The sequence below is a fragment of the Synechococcus sp. BIOS-U3-1 genome, assembly GCF_014279975.1.
In the GTDB taxonomy this organism is placed as follows: Bacteria; Cyanobacteriota; Cyanobacteriia; order PCC-6307; family Cyanobiaceae; genus Synechococcus_C.
Genome location: NZ_CP047936.1, coordinates 1,459,473 through 1,479,667, shown reverse-complemented (window position 1 = coordinate 1,479,667; position 20,195 = coordinate 1,459,473). Strand labels below are relative to the sequence as shown.

Sequence of the window (20,195 nt, the reverse complement as noted above, 5' to 3'; positions counted from 1 at the left end):
CCTAAACACTCAAAGCCTCTGCATTGACAGGGTCTTTTTACTTCTTCAATCACATCCAATAGCCCAACAATCAGCCTTCAATACCTGGCACGATTGAGCGCAGTTAGAGGGCTTTTTATTGCCTTGAGCTTTGTGGTAAACCTAAGCTCATAGCGAAGCAGCACACTAAACGAATGTCTCACAAGACTATTGCCATTGCTGCAGCACTGCCTGTGCTGTCTGTACTTGCTCTTGGGTCGCCGTTCAGTACTGCAAGCGCGAACCCATTGGCAAAAAATTTATTCAATAGTGGAGTAGACAAATATGACCAAGGTGATTATCAAGGAGCAATGGCTGATTACACCAAGGCAATAGAGATCAATCCTGAGTATGCTCCTGTCTACTACTTTCGTGGTATTGCCATGGATGATTTACAAGATTATCAAGGAGCAATTGCTGATTTCAGCAAGGCGATAGAAATCAATCCTATGAATGCCATTTTTTATTACAATCATGGTAGTGCTAAGGATGATTTAGGCGATTATCAAGGAGCAATTGATGATTACACCAAGGCGATAGAGATTGATCCTGAGTTTGCGAGTGCCTATAACAATCGTGGCATTGTTAGAGAAAGGGTATCTGATCTTGAGGGTACATGTCGTGATTGGAGAATAGCGGTAGATCTTGGCGATGAACGCCCTACTGAATGGGTGAAGAAGCAGTGTTAGGGATTAGTCCTGTTATCACACGATGAGATCGGCAGGACTGCAGCAGGGGGCTCAGGGCTTGCTTCCGGTCGATCCTGAGCCAAGGAAACTGCCAGCTCGTTTCCTGCATCGGTGCAGCAGCGACAATTAGAGAATGAAGCTTTACTGGCTAAAAATGCTGTAAGTAAAAAATCTCCTACCTCTCTGTTGATGTAGCTCAATTAGTTTATTAGACTGAGCCATGATAAAATATCTATTCGCTTTGATTTTGGCGCTAGCTTCTTGCTGATCCGCCGTATCGGCTCAATCTAATTAGGATATAAAACACTATCTCTGCAGAGATGCGTATATCAGTCATGAATTCCCACGGCTAGGGACTCGTCTAACTATTGATTGGACTAATCGTCATTGTACCTTCAATAACTATCTCGGCTGGTATGACGGATTCAGTGTAATAAATAAAGGAACCGCTATTTGTTGGGAAGGTGACAGGACCCAACATTACAAGGATGGTCTCTATGAGCGTTGGACAATAGATGTAGTGGAAGGATACATTACTCAAAGAGATAATGATCTTGCGGAACAAACCTCAGAAGTGACGTGTGTAAAGACTTAGCCTTTTTGGTTTGACTAGTAGATAAAAAACCCCCTGTCATAAAGCAGATGGATGTTTGACGGAACTAAGGCTTCCGAGGTTGGCTCATCAGCCAAAACGCAAAAGGCTTATTTGACAACACCGTTGCAGTCAGAGTTCTTCCTTAACCCTTGATAGGCATTGCGGAAATCTTGTTTGAAGCTGGTTAATTCTGGATCTGTTTCCAATTCTTCAAACATTTCAGCGAATATTTTCGATCCCAGTGCTTTGGAGATCGTTCCATCTGTGGTCATCATGCAAAGCATCCCACCAGCTCCAGCGGTAAATCCAAACCAATAGGAGTTTGGATCGTATGGATTCTCAGCTTTAGCAGGAGCTGATGTTGCTAGCAAAAGACTACCCAACAGGATGAGGGGCATCATTGATTTGTTTTTCATCTATCGATTTTAGTCCATCTGCTCAGGTGGAAATTACTACAGGTCATTGAGGCTGGCTCAACACCTTATCGATCTCTTGTTGGATCTTGTCTGACTGCCTGTTGATGCTCCACGGACTCAGAAACACGACCACCAGGACCAGGAAGCCAGCGATACTCAGTAAATAACGGAGCAGTAAAGGATGCATAATGTGCCGATGCTGTCTATAAGAAGTTAATTCCAACAAGAGTATGGCTGCTTACGGCGGAGACCCAACTGGATACGTGTGTAGTGAGTGTGGCTGTGCTACCTATGAGACTGGTCAAATTCGCGTCTCTGGTGGCTTTTGGAGCAGCTTCTTTGATGTAGGTAATAAGCGCTATAACACCGTTACCTGCACCAGGTGTGGCTTCACCAAGTTTTATCAGAGAACGGTGAGTGGAGTGCAGAAGGTGTTTGACTTCCTTGGGGGTAACTAGACCATAAATCAATCCCCCTGTGTACCACGCATAGAGGACCATTGCCCACCTAAGGAACAGGACTAAGTGCTTACCAAACGGTGGAGGCAGGCTCCTGGAAGATCACTCGAATGGGTGATGTGAATCCGATTGATTTCAGAGATCGTGATGAGGTCCAGGTGGGATGACCTCATCACTCATACCAAACGAATGAAGCTTTATAGAGTTAAGAAAGGCGTAATTGTTGCAGGAGTGTGTAAAGGGCTAGAAGCCTCAGGCAAAGCAACCGCTAATGGATGGCGCGTCTTATTCCTTATCAGATGAACATTTTTCTTTGTTCCAAGCATCTGTTATGCAGTCATTGCACTTCTGCTTTCACAAAAACAGACGGCTTCGCAAGTAACTCGTACAGAGGAGAATCTCTACGAGGATATGGAAGAAGTACTAAACCATCTGACAGTATTAAAAGACCGTAGATTGATAGATGAAGACGAATATAAATTGCTGAGACGCCTTGTAATGAGTAGTTAGCAGCTTGTCGGGAAGCCTTAAGCCATGAACACGTGGCTGACAGCTATACAAAAGCCGAAAGGGAAAAGCAGGGGTTGTTGAGTAGTCGCTATCGATCTCCCGACAAAACAACCTCACACCAACTACGCTCCGCCAAGCGCGGGGTTTTTATTGCCATGATCTTTGGGGTACACCTAAACTCACATCAAAGCAGAGCACTAAACGAATGTCACGCAGGACTATTGCCATTGCTGCAGCACTGTCTGTAATTGCTCTTGGGTCGCCGTTGAATGTTGCTCGTGCGAATCCTCCATTTGTACAGTATTTCAATCAGGGAGCTGAGAGATTCAATTCAGGTAATTATCAAGAAGCACTTGCTGCTTACACGAAGGCGATAGAAATTAATCCTCAGAGTGCTGAAGCCTACAACTACCGTGGAGATGCAAAGAGCGCGTTAAAAGATTTCCAAGGAGGAATTGCTGATCACACGAAGGCAATAGAGATTAATCCTCAGTACGCCGAAGCATACGTCAACCGTGGTTTGATCAAGACTTATTTAAAAGATTATCAAGGATCAATTTCTGATTTTACGGAAGCAATCCAGATTAATCCTCAGAATGCCACTTCCTATTACAATCGTGCTTATTCCAAGGGTAAATCAAAAAACACTCAAGGAGCAATTGCTGATTACTCGAAGGCAATAGAGATTAATCCTCAGTATGCCGACGCTTATGTGGATCGTGGAATTGATAGAGAAATCATGAATGATCTTAAGGGCGCCTGTCGTGATTGGAGAAAGGCAGCTGGTCTTGGGAAAGAAAACGCTGCTGAATGGGTTAAAAAGCAATGTTAGGGATTAGTCCTGACATCATACGATGAGATCATCACACCTAAATGCCTTCAATCCCTGGCACGATTGAGCGCAGTTTAGTAGGGATAGCCAGGACTTAATTAGTAATCAAAACTGCAACCAACTAGCAACTCTGGCCGATGCTTGATCAGCGGCAGAAATTAGCCCCTGCTCACAAGCAGGCCTGCAAGCTAAAGTATTGCAAGGCTTATGATCCGTCAATGTCCAACAAAGAATCAAAGACTGTTAGTTATATGTCTTTTTTGTTGGCAATAGTCCCGGTCTTATACCTATTTCCTGTGTACTTGCTCTTCAAGGATGCAATGCATGGTGGCGGCATGGTGGCTTCATTGTTATTGCATATTCCGGCAATCCTCATCTTTTCGTGGGTGGAAGTTATAGCATGTGGCTTAGGCATATTTGCTGTATTCTCTAATCTCCAAGGACGTTCATACGCTTTTTGGGGAATAACCTTGTCTTCTGCCTATCTGATAACGCTATGGTTTATTTACGGCGAAGTGCTATTGCAAGTACTGCTTGTGGCTCAGTCTTGAGACTTGTGTGGAATCCTCTTTGAGCTTTGTATCGGTTCTCATGAGTGAGCTTCTTGCTTCTGACTTAGATTCAGATTCGGATATCGATTGGGCACAGTTGAGTAGAGATAGATAAAGCAATCACGCTAATAATGTGATGTAGCCGCCCCGCCAAGTGTGGGGTTTTCTATGTCAAGTCTGTGAATACGGTGCTTTCTGCCAACAGATGCTATGACTGCTGAACAGACCTGATACCCATGTCCCTAGAACAACTCAAGGCATTCCTCGCCAAGGTCAAAGGTGATTCCAGCCTTCAGGAGAAACTAAAAGCAGCAAAGTCACCTGATGAAGTTGTGTCTATTGCTAAAGGGCATGGTCATGAATTTAGTTCTGATAAGATCAGTCTGCTCAGTGAAGAGGAGCTAGAAGGTGTTTCGGGTGGCTGGAAGGCAACCAAGGCTGATAGGAATGATATTTTCTGTGGCTGATAGGAACCAGTTGTGTTGCTACCCATAGCAAACCAGCAGGCGCTGCATTGATTGGGACTTTTTATTGCTTCAATTATCCACATAAGCCAATAAATCATCCTTCAATACCTGGCACGAGTGAGCGCAGTTGATTAAAGATAGCCAGGAGTCAATTAGTCATCAAGACTGCTATCAGCTAGTAACTCAGGCCAGTACTCGTTCAGCGGCAGCCCACTTCATCGGGACGCCCGAGCATCGGTGAACCGTTATGTCTCGTAGGAATTCTTAGAGCAGTGCCATCGGAAAGTCAGCGATATCAGCTGTAGTCACTAACATCACTGCAGTTCGAATGTCCCTTATGGAACCTATTATCTGGCTTGTCATCACTTGGGCTACCTATGGTGCTCAGCGAACAACCGCTGCCCTGGAGAAGATTCCCCAAGCTTCGATGGAACAGTGCTTGAGCAACTCGAGGATCATCAAGAACTGGCAACCCAAGGCAAGCGCCAAATGCATTGAAGGGGTTCGGGGCTTCTAAGACGCTCAAGCAATGTTTAAAGGGGAGGAGCTCAGTAGCGAATGACGGAGGTTAGCTTAATTGATTCATCTTTGATACCTCCCTAGATGGCATTGCCGTTATTTTGATCCTTGGTTCGGCTGGATGGAAAGCGTAGGAGGTGCATCTCTTATAACCTTTGCATGGTTTTAGAATACGGCTCCCTATTGCTTCGCAATAAGCCTTTAAATGGGTGAACTTTTGCACTCTTACTTGATCCATGATTATCACTCTTTGGTTGTTCTTTTATAAAAAGTGCAGCTAATTTTAGACTGCGTACTGCTCGTAGTGAAGGTCAATCGCAACGGTCAATCAGCTGTTGGCCGCTGCTCCGTCCTTCGTGATCTGGCTATGTGGTTATTGCAGCGATGTTCAGCAGCTCTCATCAGTAAGTCCCTGGCCCTGGTTTGGGGAGTTGGAGCAGTGGGCTACGTCACCTACAGGAAGCAGACCACTAAGACAAAGGCGACCCCTTAGATCCGTTGCCCCGAAATGCATCAGGCTTTTATGGATGACTACCGCCAGGCTGCATACAAAGCCCAGCGGACGACTGCCAAGGTGCTCGGTTTTGATGTTTTTTTAACCCATAGCTTCCGCTGTTCATTCATTACAGGTGCCGTCAAGCGAGGCGCATCTTTGCCTGCGGTACAAAGGTTGGCGGGCCATTAATCACTTTCCGGGCTCACTTTTTGCATTGGGGTTGATGAGTTCGATGTGAAGGCCGCCCTGTCTTGCGCATAGCAAAGGCCGACAATTTGATCAATTGCTCGGCTTATGTTTTCAGGCTTATTATTGCCTGCTGATTTTGATGGTCCCGATTGTCTTGCTTATGAGAAGTCAGGGATTAGTTATTAACACTTAATCTCTGATTCTCAATGGACAGTTGCGATGGTTATTCCGAGCTTGATAGTTAAATCCTTCTACCATTTGTTTTTCGTCTCGCCAATTTGTTGAACCGCCTCTCACGATTTGATTTTCTAGCGTATCTAATACAGCATATACTTGTCTCTGGCTGTAACCTGAATCCAGCATTACACACGCAACTGCTGCAGCTCCCTGGCCAAAGTCATATCTTGCGGCTTGTGCTGGAGCTGCAGTAAGTAAGGCAGCGAGCAGTAATAATCTTTTCATAGCAAATGGGTGGAAGACGCGTCGTCTGAATTTCGACTGGCTGGCCGATGATACAAGAGATGACATGGACTATCAGTGTTCCCTTGAATAGCTCTCATCCTCTGAACGGATGATCTGTTTAATTGACTTCGTTGATTGATCATACTGGAGTATTTTGCTGATGTAAACTAGAGATGGATTAGTGTTCAATGATGCCTTTTCTAGTCTTAATTATTTAGCTGCCGCTTTGGTGTCACGACTGACTTAATTATTTCAAGGGTGCGGCTTACATTGTCGATTACTCATAGATGCAACCCGTTCTGTTGGCGTTGGAGATGCACCCTTTAGAGATATCACTTGTTGTGGCTTAATAGGTAGAGCCATTTTCAGATGTAAACGGTATTAGCCGCAAAGTCTTATTAGGTAACTTTGTCGTCCCTGGTCCACGTAACAGTGGCAGTTTGGCCAGACCTCTTGGCACTGAATTGATAATGATCGCCATTCCATTACTAGGTCCTAAAGGATGGCGTTGATGAGGCAGATGCTTGGCTAGGTGATTGGACGGAAGCTGGAGTTCGGGTTTGTGGGAGAGGGTGAGCTTGTGTATTCACAAGGCTTGTGGACTCCTTGCTCTCTAATTGTGCGCTCTAATCTTCGGTATTTGTGTTCGTCTTATCTGCAGTGTATTTGCCGTTAACGGTTATTTGAGTATGAGGTTGTATGCATGCAGTCGCCCCCAGGAGTACCCATTGAAGGCATACGGCACGACTTCATAGTGATCTTGCACTTTTAAGTGAGGTCCGCTCGCTTCTTGTTTTTCTAATGTAGTAATCGTTGTTTGCTCACCTATATAACCAGACCCAACGGTTAGGCCTCAGAAAGTGATCAGGCTTTAATTCGCTCGATTTCGTAGCCGACCAGCAGCCCTGTAGCGCCACCCAACGCCGTTGCGGTGATGGGTGACTTCTGCTTCGGGCTAAAGCTTTCACCAAGCATGGTGATGAACGCAATTGCTGTGAGTAGTACTGCTCCAACAATCACCGCGTCGAGGTGGATTTGGTTTGCAGACCGATTAGGCATCCCTGCATTCCAGCCGCCTTTTGCTTGTGGTTCTGCTGGTGGAATGCCTCCTGATGCTTTTGCATCCAGATCACGCTCAATGCGTTCGAGTTCTTTCTCACCGCCGCTTGGCACGAGTGAATTTTAAGAGAGATCTCAACTTCCTTTTCTCCATAAATGGGTGATGCACCTCAAGTCCATGCGGATGCTGCTGAGAAGGCCTCAGTCAAGCGGTTGCTGTCGACAGTGTCCTGCAGCTGGTTGCCGACCTGTTTTGCTCCGCTTAAGGCAGAATCAATCAGAACTGGTTGTGCCTTCAGCCAAACTCCTTGCCTTCAATGACAAGGAGAGCCCTTGTCTGATCCAATGGCTGCAAGCATTCAAGACCAGCCGCTTCCTTCACTGTGATGGTGAGTGGTTAGGGCTCACTGATATCACTGGCCATCGTGGATTGATTGAGCCAAAACATAGATGAGTCAACATTTACGACATGGCACGCAAAATCCAGCTTCCTCTGTCAAAAAGCTCGAGTTCGACCACGGCTGCATGGGCTGCAATGACCTTTGCTTGTATTACAGCCTTGGCGCTCTGGGGTCTTGCGAATGCTTATCCCCACTTTTGAACAGAACATCCTCCGATTAGTACAGCCACTCGGCAGGACAGTTGAACTCCATGTCTTGGGTGATCGACTGTTTTGTATCCAGCTGAACGACCTATCTGTGGAAACTTGCCTTATAAAGTGTCTGTAGCGATAGCTACCGACAACGTTCACCTCTTTTTTAAAGAGGCGCAGTTCGATTCAGGCCAAGGAACGGGGACCTGAACTTGCTTCGAGGAACCACTCATGACAGCTCTCACCTACAGAGGTCAGGCTTACACCCCTCAGCACTCTGCTGTTCAAAAGCAGAGTGTTGAACTCACCTACCGGCGCGAGCATTACAACACTCGTCGTCAGCAGGCGGCACGTGAGCTTCACCCCCAGCTTGTCTATCGCGGTGTCTCCTACACAAGGTGATTTAGACCAGCCGCCCATCCTGCCTCGCCTTGGCGAGGCTTTTTTAGTGGCCCAATGTGATGCTTTTCAGGGTGATGGCGCACAAAGGAAGGCCGCCCTTCCGGATGGAAAGACGGCCTAACTCGCTCGTTTGTACATTGTTCAACCCATCACTTGTTGTGGAAGGAAGGGGTCGAAGCGTCTGGCTAGAGGCGCCCTGGGGCCATTGGCTCTAGGTGGGGGGTTGTGAACTCCTGGGGCACCTAGGGCGGTGCAAGCGGAGTGTCGATTGGCGTGGCGCACAAGTCATGCCCGCCAAAGGACCAACCCAGGTCATGGATGAGACTGTTGGAGCAGGGGCCAGAAGTCAGTCTGCTTCTGAGATCTGCTCAGGTGGAGTATCGGCCGTCATGGGCTCCTCCGATTCGTGGACTTACTCTCCACCCGCAGTGGCGGTCTTGCCATCGGTCAAATGGCGCATTGCCTTCATTGGCAAAACCTCCAATAGTGAGAACGGCGTGCCCAAGCTCAGTGATGTTGGCCGCACAAAGGATGTGGAGCGAAACCGGCTGGCCTGAACTGATTGTGCTGCGTTGAAGCTGAAAGGGTCAAACAGCCCAAGCGGGCATTGCAGAACGTCGGCTCATGAGTGTCCTTGAGCCTGCTGATCACAATTTGGTCGAGGCCAAACAAAAACCCCACTCGATCGAGTGGGGTCTCTTTTCCTCAAAGCGTGGGCTCAGGAATCAGCAGCACTCGCAGCTGTTGCAGCACTGATCGCCTCCAGCATGTCCATCAGCGCAAGGCTGTGAGCAGAACACCTTTCCATCTTTTTCGACTGCAGAGTTCGGAGTAACGGTGCAATCACAAGGCTCACAGGCACAGGTTTGATTGGGATTTCCCATGGGCATTCCTCGTAACTGTCTCCTTTCTAGGACAGGTTGTGTCAGGGCTTATCCCCCAATTGCGCGCTCTTTTCACTTTCTTCAACGCCATGCAGCGGTCATTCATCCAGTGGCTGAAGCTTTGGTTGTTCAAAAGAATTCAGAATTTCTACTGATCGCCTTGGTGCACGATCGCTCATTGGGGGGATGTTCTTTGCATTGTGATCGAACAAGCTGGCATCACCCTTTTTCTATGAATGGTCGTTCTCGGTCGGCTTGTCGTTGGGTCTACTGCTGGTGGGCTGCTATTTGCTGCGGTTCTCTCAGCAGTTGAGGGTGTGTATAACCCTGTCCTGGCTGATCAGGTCTATCTGCGCTGCGACGTCTCCGGATCAGACCGCACTGTCTGGGAAATAACGCTCGACGAAGAGGCCGGAAAAGCATGGGTCTACAAGCCTGCATTCCGCACCAGTACGGAATATCCCGCCACGTTCACACCCGAAAAAGTTCGTTTTGGTAAGCAATTGCCTTACACGGGTTCATACCTCACCAATGTTTTGGATCGTTCAAGCGGCTCTCTTACCAGTGACATCCAGGGGTTGGGCGCTCCTCCTGTGACTGGAATGTGTGAAATGCAAGCCAACACAACCCCCATGGCTTGAACTGAACAATCTCTCCTCCGCGATTGCGTGTTGTTGATTTCCGGTTAGCAGAAGCGTTGGTCGATTCGACAAAGTTTCTGATTGGCATGCCAGGCAGGCCATGACTCGTCAGGCCTTGGACGTTTGTACATCAACTTCAGCGGCCACAACGCCAACGTCAACAGCGTCTGCATACAGATCATCTCGAGCCATTCAGAGAGGTGAATCAAGACGCTCGAATCACGACTTTCAGATGGTTTGTTGAAGAGTTCGGTCATGCTCAACCTACCGATACTTCAGTCGTAGCTCATCAACTCCTCAAGAGCATCGGAAATTCAACCTAATCGTTTCAACTGAACAGACCAAACACCTGGTCGAGAATCCCTTTACCGGTCAGTGCCTCCACGGTGATTCCGATGGTCAGCCCCACCATGGCCATGCGTCCATTCAGGCGTTCGGTGTAGTGATTGACAGGGTCAGCGGTTGTCTGCCTTGGACCTAGAGGTGCGTTTGGGGTCAGCAAAGAATCACTTAATCAATTGTTTGGAAAACCTTAAGAGCTTTGTTCTGCTTTCGGCTGTGCCAAAAGCTCGTGCGTGTCATTTGTGATTGCTTGTCTGAATCAGCTTGAACACTCCATCTGCTGATGGGCATATCATGCATTTTCTGGTGATGCTTCACGCAGGGGTTGGGTTGAGAAATCAGACTCTGGACATTGAGGCCGTATCACGCATGTTTAAGCTGCTTCCAGGTAGGCGTTCACTTCTTTTTTTGATCGCGTTGATGGTTTATGCTGGCATCAATCCTTGTCTTGCACAGGGGCAAGATCGTCGTATTCAGGATGTGATGCGATGCCAGAAGGTTCAAGAGCGCTTCACATTAGGACGTGATCTGGGGGCGCAAACCGGTTTAAATATCGGCGGTGGACGCCAGCTGCCACCTGCTGTTCGTCAACGTCTTACGGTCGCGGTTATGCGTGCAATGGACCAAGTATTTAACTGGAATATCGTTGAGCAAGATTACATTAAAATTTACGCCGAGATCTACAGTGCTGATCAGCTTGACTTCATTCTGCAGCTTTGCAAGGACCCTCGTTATCAGCAGCTGATGCAACTTGAATTTGAGATGATCAAGGACACTCTTGCTGTGGGCGAAAAATATGCTTCCAAAGTTCAGGAAGCTACTTTAAAAGCTGTTCAAGAGGTTTTGCAATGAAGATCTGGTGATCTTTTGATCGTGAATATCGAGCTTTTTGGGTTGAGTATGTTCTCTCTTTGATGCCAGGATCTGTGAGCTCTTTGGCGAGAGTTATCCCAGCAAGATTGCCGAGTTGATCCTTTTGTCAGTGAATTCTGAATGGTTAGGTCTTTCTTGAGTGAATGATTTGATCAAGGCCTGCTCGTTTTTGCAACTTAGGTCTTTGTCGATTTCATAAAGCAGTGCGAAAGCAAAGACCACCACGGCACCGCCTAGAAACATCCAGGTTTGCTTCCAGGAGTGCGTCTCGCTGAATTTTTCAACATGGATCCAGGACTGTGTCGTGATCTTGTCGTTCATGTCACCATTCTCCTCCTTGAAACATGCCTCCAGTGCGATGGGATGACATCGAAGGGGCTAGTCGAAGCAGCGGCTCCTCCGATGCGCTCGATTCGAAGACCAGCGTTCGCTTTTTAGGTGTTGGTATGGGAGGTTCCGCGTGTCCCCGGGTACACGGGACGGGCTAGCAGAGTCAGTGGTTTTGAAGCCTCGGATTTCTTCTGTTGCGTTGCGTTCTTGTCGATTGACGGCATAGCTCCAAAAGCGGTTCTTACAGGTGTAACCCAGGTCGCCCCTTCTGTGCACCTCGTTTGGTGACCAGCCATGACCTTGGTTTCTGCTGGTCTCTTACAAATCAGTCGGGTGTGTTGTGTTGCAATGCTGCGTGCTTTTTACGAGTAACGCTTTTTTCGGTTCTGCCTTATTGCCCAATTCCATCAAAAAGGGAGGTCTCAGCCTCCCCGATGATTGGAGTTGTCTTGCGAACCTCAGGCCACTGAAATGCTGTAAGGAGCGGCTGGATAACTTGTTGGCATTGGATCAATGCTGCCGTTGGCCATCGCTTTTGCGCGTCGGTACATCTGACTGTCGGTGGCACCTTGCTTTTCCATAGCGGCAGCGATTACGGCCCAATTACGGATTTCGTAGGTCATCAGAACAATCGAAAATTGAATGAAGTAGTTATCGCCAAATCTGCTATCGATCTGTGATGGAGATATCCGCACAGCGGCTGCTCGCGAACAGAGCTTGCAGTGCCTATGGTTCCGCGCCAAAAATGGATACTGTTGCCGCTGCTACGTCAAGACAGTAGGAAATTTTGTAATAATTTCTCAATCTTCTTGCGTTTTCCATGAACGAGCCTGTCGTTTCCTTTTCGTACGACTTGAACGCTCTGCGGCTGGAATACAAAACCACCTGCGATGCGCTGCGCAATTGGCCTGGTGGTGATCCCTGTGAGCAGGACTTTCTCGAATGCAAAAAGCAGGAGATCTTCCGGGCCCTGGCTGAGCAATCTCTTCAGCTCACGGTTTGATCAGACTGATGTTGCAGTCTGCGCTAGCAAGCCCATTTTCTTCGCTCGAAAGAAGGCCCAAATCACTGGTTGAACCTTTTACCTGCTGGGGTGTTGAAGATCGTGATTGTGCCGCCACCTTGGGCTGTTCAATCCACTCAACTGCTGCTGCTGCTGCTGCTGCAACATGGTTTTAGATGTTGTCTTTTAGTGCATCGTTCTTTCATTGCTCTGGCGGCTGCTTGTTGTCTTTTGAGTGCTCCAGTGATGGCCATACCGGCCATGGACGATCTGGAACTCAGATTGCAGGGTGAAGCCAAGGGATGGCTTGATGCCACCTGCACCTATTACGGATTGGGGTGGCTCACTCCCGATCAGGGAAGAAAGGCCTTGTAGCGTCTGATGTTGCTGCTCGCGTCACATTATTTCGATCCAGAAGAAACAGAACGGGCAAAATCCGCCGCACTATCCAGAGATCCGCAATGTAAAACCATCTGGCCGGAGTCATCTCTGTGACGTCCGCTCAATCCAGCTTCACGCCCATCTGTATGGAGATGGTGTTGTTGACCTTTGGACTGCGCAGTTCGTTGTAGATCGTTTGGCCGTTGAGGGATGTGAATAGGCGCTGATTGTTCATTGGGAAGACTTTCAACGCGATCGAAAAGATGTTGTTGGTTGAGATTCCGTTGACGTAAGCCCCGGTATAGGTATTGGTTAGCGTGAGACTGGCGGCAGAGCTGGGCTTCCATTCCAGTTCAGCTCTACCTGTTGTTGCTGCAAAGGTCTTTCCGCAGACTGGATCTGTGTTGCATCCATTCCCTCCCCAGATTTGCTCGATGGAGGGACCGAGGGACACAGTGAGCCGTGTTTTTGAAGTTTTGATCAGGTCGTAACCGAGGCCAATGGAGCTTTCAAACGCGTCGGTACCGCTGAAGTTCAGTGCGTCGTAATTGAAGTGCGCACCTGCATAGGCGTGCAGCCGACCGTTCAAGCTGCGGATGTATCGCAGTTCAGCATCACCTTCATTGGTGTCTGTTGAGTTGCTGCTCTCTCCCTGGTCACGTGAGACCTCGTACTGGGCGCTCACTTTCAACGAGACTTTGTCGGGGTCTGAGGTGTAGCTGGTCTCGAGCTGTGCGGTCCCCCCTACATCGAGATCGTTGTCGGTGTTGGACCCTGTGACTCCGCCGGAGAGACTCAGCTTCCATGGTTTCGGCTTGGGTTCGGGTACTAGCGCCGTTTTCGGGATGCTCAGCCGTCCCAGTACTGGGTGTTGAAGCACTGTTGTTGTGTCTGTGCTTTCCGAAGGGATGAGTTCTCCGTGCAGGGTGTCGCCGTTGCTCAGTTTGAGAGTGACCTGCTCGGCAAAAGTCGCTTTGGCCCCCAACAGGACAAGCCCCGCAGCAATGATCGGGATTCGCCGCAACACAATCCTTCCGTCGATAGTGGCCAGATTTTTTCATAGACCCCTTTGGCTGCTGTTCAGGCCTGGACCACGGGTACATCGCTCAGTCGTGTGGTGGCTGCCCTGCCCAGGCATTCTCGTCGCATGGACCAGCCGGAATGCAGGCCGCAGGCGGCCCACTGCACGGTGCCCCCTCCATAACGGCGGTTGAGCCCGTCGATGGTGTTCATCAGCGTGTCTTGCCGTTGTAGTTGTGCTGCACTGCAAGGCACCAGCAGGTGGTGCTGCAGTTGCTCCGTGTCCTGCAGGTGCTCCATCAGCACTCCGGCCTTGGCGAGCTGACGGTGCGGCTGGAAGATTCGTTCCACCAGTGGCAGCGCTGCGTTCAGCAGCATCTGGGTGTCGTTGCTGGGGAGGTCCAGATGGGTGCTGGCGCTGCGGCTGTAGAAGGCGGGCACAAACGGACTGGTGCGGGTGTACACGCTTAGGGAAGCGGCGCGTTGTTGCTGTTTGCGCAGCTTTTCCGCAGCGCGCACCACGTAGGTCGCTACAGCTTCTCGCAGCTCCGCCAGGGACGTGATTGGTCGACTGAAGCTTCTGCTGACACAGGTTTCCTGCTTCGGGGATGGGGCCAGATCAAGGGGAAGACAGGCATGCCCCTGGAGTTCCCTTTGCAGGCGCAGGCCGACCACACCCGCTTTGGCCCGCAGGGGGCCGCTGGCCATGTCTCGCAGTTCCCTGGCGTTGCATACACCACGCAGTCGGCACCACTCAGCCAGTTTGCGACCGATTCCCCACACGTCTTCGATGGCGATCGTTTCCAGCCAGCGGTCCTGATGGTTGCAGTGCCCGAGGTCGAATAGACCCGCATGGGTGGCCTCCACCTTGGCCAGACGGTTCGCCAGCTTCGCCTGGCCTTTGCTGGCTCCCAGGCCGATGGCGATTGGCAGTCCCAGATTGCGACGGATCAGGGCTCGCAACTGCCGTCCCCAGGGCAGCAGATCTGCCGCTGCTGGACGACTGATGCGAGCGAAGGCTTCATCGATGGAATACACCTCCAGCTCCTCCACCTGACTCTCCAGAAGGCTCATCAGTCGCTGGCTCATGTCGGCGTAAAGGGCGTAGTTGGAACTGCGTACCACCACTCCGCACCGTTCCAGTGTCTGCTTGGCCTTGAAATATGGAGTGCCCATGGCAATGCCGAGTGCACGGGCTTCGGCGCTGCGGGCCACGATGCAGCCGTCGTTGTTGGAAAGCACCACCACGGGGCGGCCGAGCAGGCCGGGATCGAGGCTCTGCTCGCAAGAGGCATAGAAGTTGTTGGCGTCGATGAGGGCGGTGACCTGAGCCATGGCGTTCAGAGGGGGTGAATCACATGGATGGCAACTCCCCAGATCTGCACGTCGTCGCAGGACTGCAGATCGAGAGCTGGGTAGCTGGGATTGGCCGCTTCCAGGCGCAGCCGGCCGTGATGGCGCATCAGCCGTTTAAGGGTGAAGCCGCCGTCGAGAACGGCAACGACCACGCGTCCGGGGCGGGGGTCAAGGCTGCGGTCTACGACCAGAAGGTCGCCGTCATGAATGCCGGCACCGGTCATCGAGTCGCCGCTAACACGTAGAAAAAAGGTGCTGGTGGGGTGACGGATTAGTTGGTCGTTGAGGTCGATCCCCACGTCCACATAATCCTCTGCTGGAGAAGGGAAGCCTGCCGCCACCCGCTCTCCAGCCAGTGGTAGCAGGCTTGACTTGCGCCGGGGGCGCAGGGGTTTCGGTGGCTGGAGAAAGGAACGATCAATCTCCACGGCAACGGGTTCAACGGATCGGCATACATAGAATAGTACAGATGTTCTATGTCGATGGCTGGCCGTTCCCGGCGTTCAGGTTTTGGCGATGAGATCCGCGAGGGCTGAGGCGATCGCAGGCTGGGACTGGCTGTCGAAATGGATGCCATCCAGGGATGAGGGGCTGGCCACCTTCTGGACATCGAACGCGAGCACCTCAAGCTCCCTGGCCAGCTGGAGGTAGCGACTGGCCACAGCTTGAGATTTCCTGTCGGCCCCTTCGTAACCCCAGGCCCGCGACTGCGGTGTGCTGACCATCAGCGGCGGTGTCATCAGAACGATGCCTGGGGTTTGGTCAGGCCGCTCGCGCGGGCCGCAGTGGAGGGCGCTGCGGATGTCTTGAATCAGGATGCGGGCGCCATCTGCGATCTGCTCGGCCGACAGGTTGAGGTAGTCCTTGCAGTCGTTGCAGCCCAGCGCCAGGATCACCATGTCGATGGGTTTGTGACTGTGCAAAGACGTCATCAGACCTGAGCGACCGCTGCAACTGTATTGAGCGCCATATTTGGCTGCACCGATGGGATCCTCGAGCAGCCAGGTGCGGGAATTGAGACCGTCCTCAATCGTGCGCCAAGCTTGGCTGGTCGCACGCCGGTTCAGCTGCTGCTCCAACTGATTCGGCCAGCGTGTGTCGTGGGGTAGCCGCCCACCACCGTCTGGGTTGAATCCCCAGGTGTTGGAGTCTCCGAAGCAGAGGACAGTTCTCGGTTCCTGAGCTGGTGTTGTCATCGATGGCAGGTTGTCTGCGCCAATCCAGTTCAGCCATGATTCGGATTCGGCGCCACTGCAGCCTTGACCGGAGAGGATGCGCTCACTGACGTTGTCGTGATGGCTGCTGCTCCCTATCTCGTTGCCCTCGCCCTGATCGAGCAGGAGGGGAAGAGAGCGTTGCCGCTAACCGGCCGTTCTCTGAGTGCAGAAGCCGCCGCTGCGGAGGAGCCCACACAGGTAGCCCATTCCCTGGCTCTGGAGTTGCTGCTGAGGCTGTGGCAACGCAGTGATGAGGGCCCGTTGCGTCGGGCTTGTGGCGTGGAGAGTCTGCTGCTCGTGGAATTGCCGATGGAGTGTCTGCCGGAGGACCTCCCCAAGCTCAAAGCCGACTGGCTCAACAGCGGAGATACCGAGGCGTTTCAGGCGAGTCTTCAATCGATTTGCGGGCGCGCCTGGACCATGGGCATCGCCAAATTCGAGCCTGTCGTACTCAGCGCCTGGCCAGCCTGAACCTCGTTTTGGTGTTGGTTTTAGGCCCGGTGATAAGGACTCCCCTGCAGGATCGACTGCGCTCTGTAGAGCTGCTCAACCAGGAGCAATCGCGCCAGCTCATGAGGAAAAGTCAGGGGTGAAAGGCTGAGCTGCCAGCGGGTTGAACTCTTGAATTCATCGGTGAAGCCGTCAGCGCCACCGATCACAAAGGCCAGGCGCTCGGAGCCAAAGTCACGTAAACGATCAGCGAAGTCAATCGAGGTCAGAGTGTTGCCCTGCTCCATCAGCAGCACCGGCAACTCATCGGGACGTAAGGCCTGACGGATCGCTTCGACCTCCTTGTCACGGCTGCTGTCACGCAGTTCAGTGATGGTTAGCCCAGGCAGGCGCTTGAGGTAGAGCTCCACACCGTCCTGAACCCATCGCTTGCGCACTTTTCCAACAGCGATGATCCGGCATCGGGAGATGTTCATGGCACAGCGGTGTTACTCCGTCTCGTCGTCTTGTTCCTCGAGAAACATCTGCCCGAAAGCCACATACAGGCTGTCCTCTTCGCTGCCGGGCGCCACATCACGGCGTTGAGGGCGGGTGTTCTTGCCCTTGCCGGTCGAGCGGGCGGGGACCGCTGTTTTGGATGCGAGCGAATCGTGCGTCAAGGGGGATGGCACATTCAGCTTCTGGCGTCGCTCACTGTCGACCCGCTCTTCTGCATCCCGCAATCTCGCCATCAGATGCTCAGGGACGGTGCCGTCCTGGCTCACCTGCAGAAGTTCATGAAATAGAGCTTTGGGATCCTGTTCAGTCTCCACTCTGTGGCGAGGTCGGCTGGTCTTCGCAGAGCGTTCCTTTTTGGTTTCTGGGGCAGAGATGGGCTCAGGAAGCTGACGTCCAAGTTGCCTCAGCCGCTCCAGGCTGCGGGGATCGAAGCTCATGAGCAGCCAAGGGTGTCGCGTGTGTCGCGGCCGGTCACAGGATTGGTTCCGTCGGCTGCGGCACAGAGTGTTTTCAAGGCGTCACCACGAAAAGGCACGTTGGTGAAATCGGCGCCGGTGATCGTCACATTGATGAACCGGGTGTTGAAGGCGAAAGCGTCCTCTAGAACGGCATCGGTGAGATTCGTGCCATCAAGCACTGCTGAATCCAGCGTGGCATCACGCAGATTGGTCCCTGTCAGGTTGGCGTCCTGAAGCTTGGCTCCATAGAGGCTGGCACCCTGAAGGTCGCTTCCAGACAGATCAGCTTCACGCAGGTTGGTGAGGTTGAAGGTCACCCCCTGCATCTCTCGGTTGGAGAAATCAGCACCGATCAACACCTGTTTGGCGTAGTCCATCGCGGCCTGCACTGGCTGCAAAGGCAGGCCGATCACCAGGAACAAAGCAAGCAGGGAGGCCAGCAGATGTCGTTGCATCAGCGGATAGAAAGCGTGGTTCAAGCCTAGGGGGCCTGATTCCTGGATCAGGGGGAATGCTCTGTGAATTCAGGGAGCAGACCTTGGGTGCTGATGATGCGATGAGCGATCCCGGTCGCTGGGCGGAGCGGCGTGCTCTGAGCTTGTTGAAAAATCGTGGCTGGCAATGCCTTTCTGAACGCTGGAGCTGTCGTTATGGGGAGCTTGATTTGATGATGATCAAATCGGATCGCTCAGGTCCTCGCCTGCTGATGGTGGAGGTCAAGGCCAGGCGTCAATGCGGTCTCGATGGCTGGGGCGTGAAAGCTTTCGCTGCGGCCAAACGAAAACGCTTAGCTCGAACTGTTAGCTGCTGGCAGTCCTGTCACCCCTGGTGTGATCAGGGGCATCTCGAGGTGGTGCTTGCCTTGGTCCCGCTCCCACCCAGTTCCAGGCCAGTGCGCTGGATCAGGGTGCCTGAGCTTTGGAGTGGTTGATCAGTTCCTCAATGTGCTGCAAGGCCTGGAGACGACCTGCCTGAAAATCACGGATGATCAAGTTGGCAGAACGTTTGAGCGGATGGATGAACCGCCGTTCTCCCGGAAGCATGTTCAACAGCATCTGGCGAAGCACGGACGGTGCTGATCGCTGGCGTTCGCGAATGTCCCGCCGCAGACGGCGAATCACCCTCATCGGTAGTGATGCATCCACGTAGATCAGAAGGTCGGGATGGAGTTGATCGATGAGCAGTTGGGGGCCGAACGCTCCCTCCAGCAGGACGACATCCCAGGCTTGATCCAGAGATTCCCAGTGAATTTTCCGGGTCCCCATGTCGTAGCGACGACGACGCAGCAGCCGTCGATCGCGCAGGGACACCACGTCTTGAAGCAGCGCATGGTTATCGATGGCGTCGACCGTGTCGAATCCATAGGTTGCATCGGGTGTCCACTGCTCCCGGTAGTAATCGTCGGAGCCGATCACCACAGCAGGGATCTGGCTTTGAGAGAGCGATTTCCTCAGCTCCTCACTGAAGTGGGTCTTTCCCGCTGCGGAGGGACCAGCGATGTAAATCAGCAGGGCAGGTCCGTTCATCAACCTCCCCAAACCGGCACATCACCATCATCGCGTTCTGCAGCCTTTGCAGTGGGGCACAGTGAACCCATGACCCGCATGACATGAGCTTCGCAGGACATTCGGCCCGCAAACGGTTTGGTCAGCACTGGCTACGGGATGAACGGGTTCTGGATCGGATTCTTGAGTCGGCAGCACTCGAGGAAGGGGACCGTGTTCTCGAGGTGGGACCAGGACGTGGTGCCCTGACGGACCGACTGCTTCAGAGCCCTGCCGCGTTAGTGCATGCGATCGAGCTAGATCGTGATCTTGTGTCGGGCTTGACCGAGCGATACGGAGCTCAATCGCGGTTTTCACTCTGTGAGGGCGATGTTCTCAATGTTCCTCTGACCTTTCCAGATGGTTCTCCGGCCTCCAAGGTGGTGGCGAACATTCCTTACAACATCACTGGGCCCTTGCTCGAACGGCTGATTGGTCGTCTGGATCGGCCCGTTGATCCGCCCTACGAACGGCTCATTCTGCTGGTACAGAAAGAGGTGGCAGAGCGCATTCGAGCCAATGCCGGACACAGCAGTTTCAGTGCCCTGAGTGTGCGTTTGCAGCTTCTGGCCCGTTGTCAAAGTGTTTGTCCTGTGCCGCCGCGTTGCTTTCAGCCTCCTCCGAAAGTGCAGTCCGAGGTAATCAGGCTTGACCCTCTGCCAGCGGATCAGCGCCCAGATCCCGAGCTTTGCCGTGGGGTGGAACGCTTGCTGAAGCAGGCGTTTCTTGCCCGACGCAAGATGCTGCGCAACACTCTGGCTGGCGTCAAACCGCCGGATCAGCTCCAGGAGCTGGCACAGCATGCCGGGATTGATTTGCAGCAAAGGCCTCAAGAGGTGGCACCAGAAAACTGGGTGGCCTTGGCCAAGGCCTTGCGTGAAGCGGAAGCATCTGAGTGAGCAGCTAAGGCCGGCTCAGTGCATGCGCCTGCGTCGATGAGACA

Annotated in this window: 27 protein-coding genes and 1 pseudogene; 14 read left to right on the top strand and 14 right to left on the bottom strand. The window is 52.0% G+C overall.

Going from position 1 to position 20,195, the window contains the following annotated elements:
* Positions 1-173 precede the first annotated feature (173 nt).
* Positions 174-707, top strand: a complete 534-nt coding sequence (locus tag SynBIOSU31_RS07810; RefSeq protein WP_186488963.1) for a tetratricopeptide repeat protein — start codon at positions 174-176, stop codon at positions 705-707.
* 702 nt (positions 708-1,409) lie between these two features.
* Here SynBIOSU31_RS07810 and SynBIOSU31_RS07805 read toward each other — a convergent pair.
* Entirely contained in the window at positions 1,410-1,718 is a 309-nt protein-coding gene (locus tag SynBIOSU31_RS07805) for a hypothetical protein (protein ID WP_186488962.1), read from the bottom strand.
* Between the two features lie 230 nt (positions 1,719-1,948).
* Between SynBIOSU31_RS07805 and SynBIOSU31_RS07800 the strand changes: the two genes are divergently transcribed.
* The 4 genes from SynBIOSU31_RS07800 (at position 1,949) to SynBIOSU31_RS07785 (ending at position 4,536) form a co-directional block, all read left to right on the top strand.
* Entirely contained in the window at positions 1,949-2,176 is a 228-nt protein-coding gene (locus SynBIOSU31_RS07800; RefSeq protein WP_186488961.1) for a zinc ribbon domain-containing protein, read from the top strand.
* Between the two features lie 715 nt (positions 2,177-2,891).
* Entirely contained in the window at positions 2,892-3,518 is a 627-nt protein-coding gene (locus SynBIOSU31_RS07795; RefSeq protein ID WP_186488960.1) for a tetratricopeptide repeat protein, read from the top strand.
* 137 nt (positions 3,519-3,655) lie between these two features.
* Entirely contained in the window at positions 3,656-4,069 is a 414-nt protein-coding gene (locus SynBIOSU31_RS07790) for a hypothetical protein (RefSeq protein WP_186488959.1), read from the top strand.
* A 236-nt stretch (positions 4,070-4,305) separates the two neighbouring features.
* Positions 4,306-4,536, top strand: coding sequence for a Nif11-like leader peptide family natural product precursor (locus SynBIOSU31_RS07785; protein WP_186488957.1), 231 nt, complete (start codon positions 4,306-4,308; stop codon positions 4,534-4,536).
* Positions 4,537-7,066: 2,530 nt separating this feature from the next.
* Here the strand turns inward: SynBIOSU31_RS07785 and SynBIOSU31_RS07780 are convergent.
* Complete coding sequence (locus tag SynBIOSU31_RS07780; protein WP_186488951.1) at positions 7,067-7,375, bottom strand: hypothetical protein; 309 nt, start codon at positions 7,373-7,375, stop codon at positions 7,067-7,069.
* Between the two features lie 709 nt (positions 7,376-8,084).
* Here SynBIOSU31_RS07780 and SynBIOSU31_RS07775 point away from each other — a divergent pair.
* Complete coding sequence (locus SynBIOSU31_RS07775; RefSeq protein ID WP_186488949.1) at positions 8,085-8,255, top strand: DUF4278 domain-containing protein; 171 nt, start codon at positions 8,085-8,087, stop codon at positions 8,253-8,255.
* A gap of 389 nt (positions 8,256-8,644) precedes the next feature.
* Positions 8,645-8,812, top strand: a complete 168-nt coding sequence (locus tag SynBIOSU31_RS07770; protein WP_186488814.1) for a hypothetical protein — start codon at positions 8,645-8,647, stop codon at positions 8,810-8,812.
* Between the two features lie 234 nt (positions 8,813-9,046).
* Here SynBIOSU31_RS07770 and SynBIOSU31_RS14765 read toward each other — a convergent pair.
* Positions 9,047-9,139, bottom strand: a pseudogene (locus SynBIOSU31_RS14765) (metallothionein); the annotation flags it as partial.
* A gap of 236 nt (positions 9,140-9,375) precedes the next feature.
* Between SynBIOSU31_RS14765 and SynBIOSU31_RS07760 the strand changes: the two are divergent.
* Positions 9,376-9,780: a hypothetical protein gene (locus tag SynBIOSU31_RS07760; RefSeq protein WP_186488945.1), complete on the top strand. Its 405-nt coding sequence runs from the start codon at positions 9,376-9,378 to the stop codon at positions 9,778-9,780.
* Positions 9,781-10,108: 328 nt separating this feature from the next.
* Here SynBIOSU31_RS07760 and SynBIOSU31_RS07755 read toward each other — a convergent pair whose 3' ends face one another.
* The gene (locus SynBIOSU31_RS07755) at positions 10,109-10,282 is read right to left on the bottom strand and encodes a hypothetical protein (protein WP_186493176.1); all 174 of its coding nucleotides are present in this window, start codon (positions 10,280-10,282) and stop codon (positions 10,109-10,111) included.
* Between the two features lie 104 nt (positions 10,283-10,386).
* Between SynBIOSU31_RS07755 and SynBIOSU31_RS07750 the strand changes: the two genes are divergently transcribed.
* The gene (locus SynBIOSU31_RS07750) at positions 10,387-10,974 is read left to right on the top strand and encodes a hypothetical protein (RefSeq protein ID WP_186488943.1); all 588 of its coding nucleotides are present in this window, start codon (positions 10,387-10,389) and stop codon (positions 10,972-10,974) included.
* A 93-nt stretch (positions 10,975-11,067) separates the two neighbouring features.
* On the opposite strand, the gene SynBIOSU31_RS07745 is transcribed toward SynBIOSU31_RS07750, so the two are convergent.
* Together SynBIOSU31_RS07745 and SynBIOSU31_RS07740 are read right to left on the bottom strand one after the other, a co-directional pair.
* Complete coding sequence (locus SynBIOSU31_RS07745) at positions 11,068-11,316, bottom strand: hypothetical protein (RefSeq protein WP_186488942.1); 249 nt, start codon at positions 11,314-11,316, stop codon at positions 11,068-11,070.
* Positions 11,317-11,783: 467 nt separating this feature from the next.
* Positions 11,784-11,948 carry a hypothetical protein gene (locus SynBIOSU31_RS07740; RefSeq protein ID WP_170951815.1) on the bottom strand — a complete coding sequence of 55 codons (165 nt, stop codon included), beginning with the start codon at positions 11,946-11,948 and terminating at the stop codon, positions 11,784-11,786.
* Positions 11,949-12,145: 197 nt separating this feature from the next.
* Between SynBIOSU31_RS07740 and SynBIOSU31_RS07735 the strand changes: the two genes are divergently transcribed.
* Positions 12,146-12,328, top strand: a complete 183-nt coding sequence (locus SynBIOSU31_RS07735; protein WP_186488941.1) for a hypothetical protein — start codon at positions 12,146-12,148, stop codon at positions 12,326-12,328.
* A gap of 69 nt (positions 12,329-12,397) precedes the next feature.
* A complete protein-coding gene (locus tag SynBIOSU31_RS14760; protein WP_255477165.1) occupies positions 12,398-12,703 on the top strand; it encodes a hypothetical protein in 306 nt (101 codons plus the stop codon).
* Between the two features lie 127 nt (positions 12,704-12,830).
* Here the strand turns inward: SynBIOSU31_RS14760 and SynBIOSU31_RS07725 are convergent, their stop codons facing one another.
* The 4 genes from SynBIOSU31_RS07725 to SynBIOSU31_RS07710 form a co-directional block, all read right to left on the bottom strand.
* Positions 12,831-13,736 (bottom strand): DUF481 domain-containing protein, encoded by a 906-nt coding sequence (locus SynBIOSU31_RS07725; RefSeq protein WP_255477164.1) that lies wholly within the window; start codon positions 13,734-13,736, stop codon positions 12,831-12,833.
* Positions 13,737-13,789: 53 nt separating this feature from the next.
* The gene (locus tag SynBIOSU31_RS07720) at positions 13,790-15,064 is read right to left on the bottom strand and encodes a Y-family DNA polymerase (RefSeq protein WP_186488940.1); all 1,275 of its coding nucleotides are present in this window, start codon (positions 15,062-15,064) and stop codon (positions 13,790-13,792) included.
* Between the two features lie 5 nt (positions 15,065-15,069).
* Entirely contained in the window at positions 15,070-15,513 is a 444-nt protein-coding gene (locus tag SynBIOSU31_RS07715) for a LexA family protein (protein ID WP_186488939.1), read from the bottom strand.
* Between the two features lie 75 nt (positions 15,514-15,588).
* A complete protein-coding gene (locus tag SynBIOSU31_RS07710) occupies positions 15,589-16,281 on the bottom strand; it encodes an SGNH/GDSL hydrolase family protein (protein WP_186488938.1) in 693 nt (230 codons plus the stop codon).
* A 99-nt stretch (positions 16,282-16,380) separates the two neighbouring features.
* Between SynBIOSU31_RS07710 and SynBIOSU31_RS07705 the strand changes: the two genes are divergently transcribed.
* Positions 16,381-16,773 carry a hypothetical protein gene (locus tag SynBIOSU31_RS07705; protein ID WP_186492929.1) on the top strand — a complete coding sequence of 131 codons (393 nt, stop codon included), beginning with the start codon at positions 16,381-16,383 and terminating at the stop codon, positions 16,771-16,773.
* Positions 16,774-16,793: 20 nt separating this feature from the next.
* Here the strand turns inward: SynBIOSU31_RS07705 and SynBIOSU31_RS07700 are convergent, their stop codons facing one another.
* From SynBIOSU31_RS07700 to SynBIOSU31_RS07690, 3 genes are read right to left on the bottom strand one after another with little or no spacing between them, the layout of a single operon-like run.
* Positions 16,794-17,228 (bottom strand): 23S rRNA (pseudouridine(1915)-N(3))-methyltransferase RlmH, encoded by a 435-nt coding sequence (locus tag SynBIOSU31_RS07700; RefSeq protein WP_186488937.1) that lies wholly within the window; start codon positions 17,226-17,228, stop codon positions 16,794-16,796.
* 12 nt (positions 17,229-17,240) lie between these two features.
* Positions 17,241-17,687, bottom strand: coding sequence for a hypothetical protein (locus SynBIOSU31_RS07695; RefSeq protein ID WP_186488936.1), 447 nt, complete (start codon positions 17,685-17,687; stop codon positions 17,241-17,243).
* Positions 17,684-18,163, bottom strand: coding sequence for a pentapeptide repeat-containing protein (locus SynBIOSU31_RS07690; RefSeq protein WP_186492928.1), 480 nt, complete (start codon positions 18,161-18,163; stop codon positions 17,684-17,686). Before SynBIOSU31_RS07690 ends, SynBIOSU31_RS07695 begins: the two co-directional genes overlap by 4 nt.
* Positions 18,164-18,219: 56 nt before the next feature.
* Here SynBIOSU31_RS07690 and SynBIOSU31_RS07685 point away from each other — a divergent pair, with 56 nt between their 5' ends.
* Positions 18,220-18,639, top strand: a complete 420-nt coding sequence (locus SynBIOSU31_RS07685; protein WP_255477163.1) for a YraN family protein — start codon at positions 18,220-18,222, stop codon at positions 18,637-18,639.
* Here the strand turns inward: SynBIOSU31_RS07685 and SynBIOSU31_RS07680 are convergent.
* Positions 18,611-19,234, bottom strand: a complete 624-nt coding sequence (locus SynBIOSU31_RS07680; RefSeq protein ID WP_186488934.1) for a uridine kinase family protein — start codon at positions 19,232-19,234, stop codon at positions 18,611-18,613. The two genes, SynBIOSU31_RS07685 and SynBIOSU31_RS07680, sit on opposite strands and share 29 nt — an antisense overlap.
* 83 nt (positions 19,235-19,317) lie before the next feature.
* Here SynBIOSU31_RS07680 and rsmA point away from each other — a divergent pair, with 83 nt between their 5' ends.
* Positions 19,318-20,151 carry a 16S rRNA (adenine(1518)-N(6)/adenine(1519)-N(6))-dimethyltransferase RsmA gene (gene rsmA, locus SynBIOSU31_RS07675; RefSeq protein ID WP_186488933.1) on the top strand — a complete coding sequence of 278 codons (834 nt, stop codon included), beginning with the start codon at positions 19,318-19,320 and terminating at the stop codon, positions 20,149-20,151.
* The last annotated feature ends 44 nt before the right edge of the window (positions 20,152-20,195 follow it).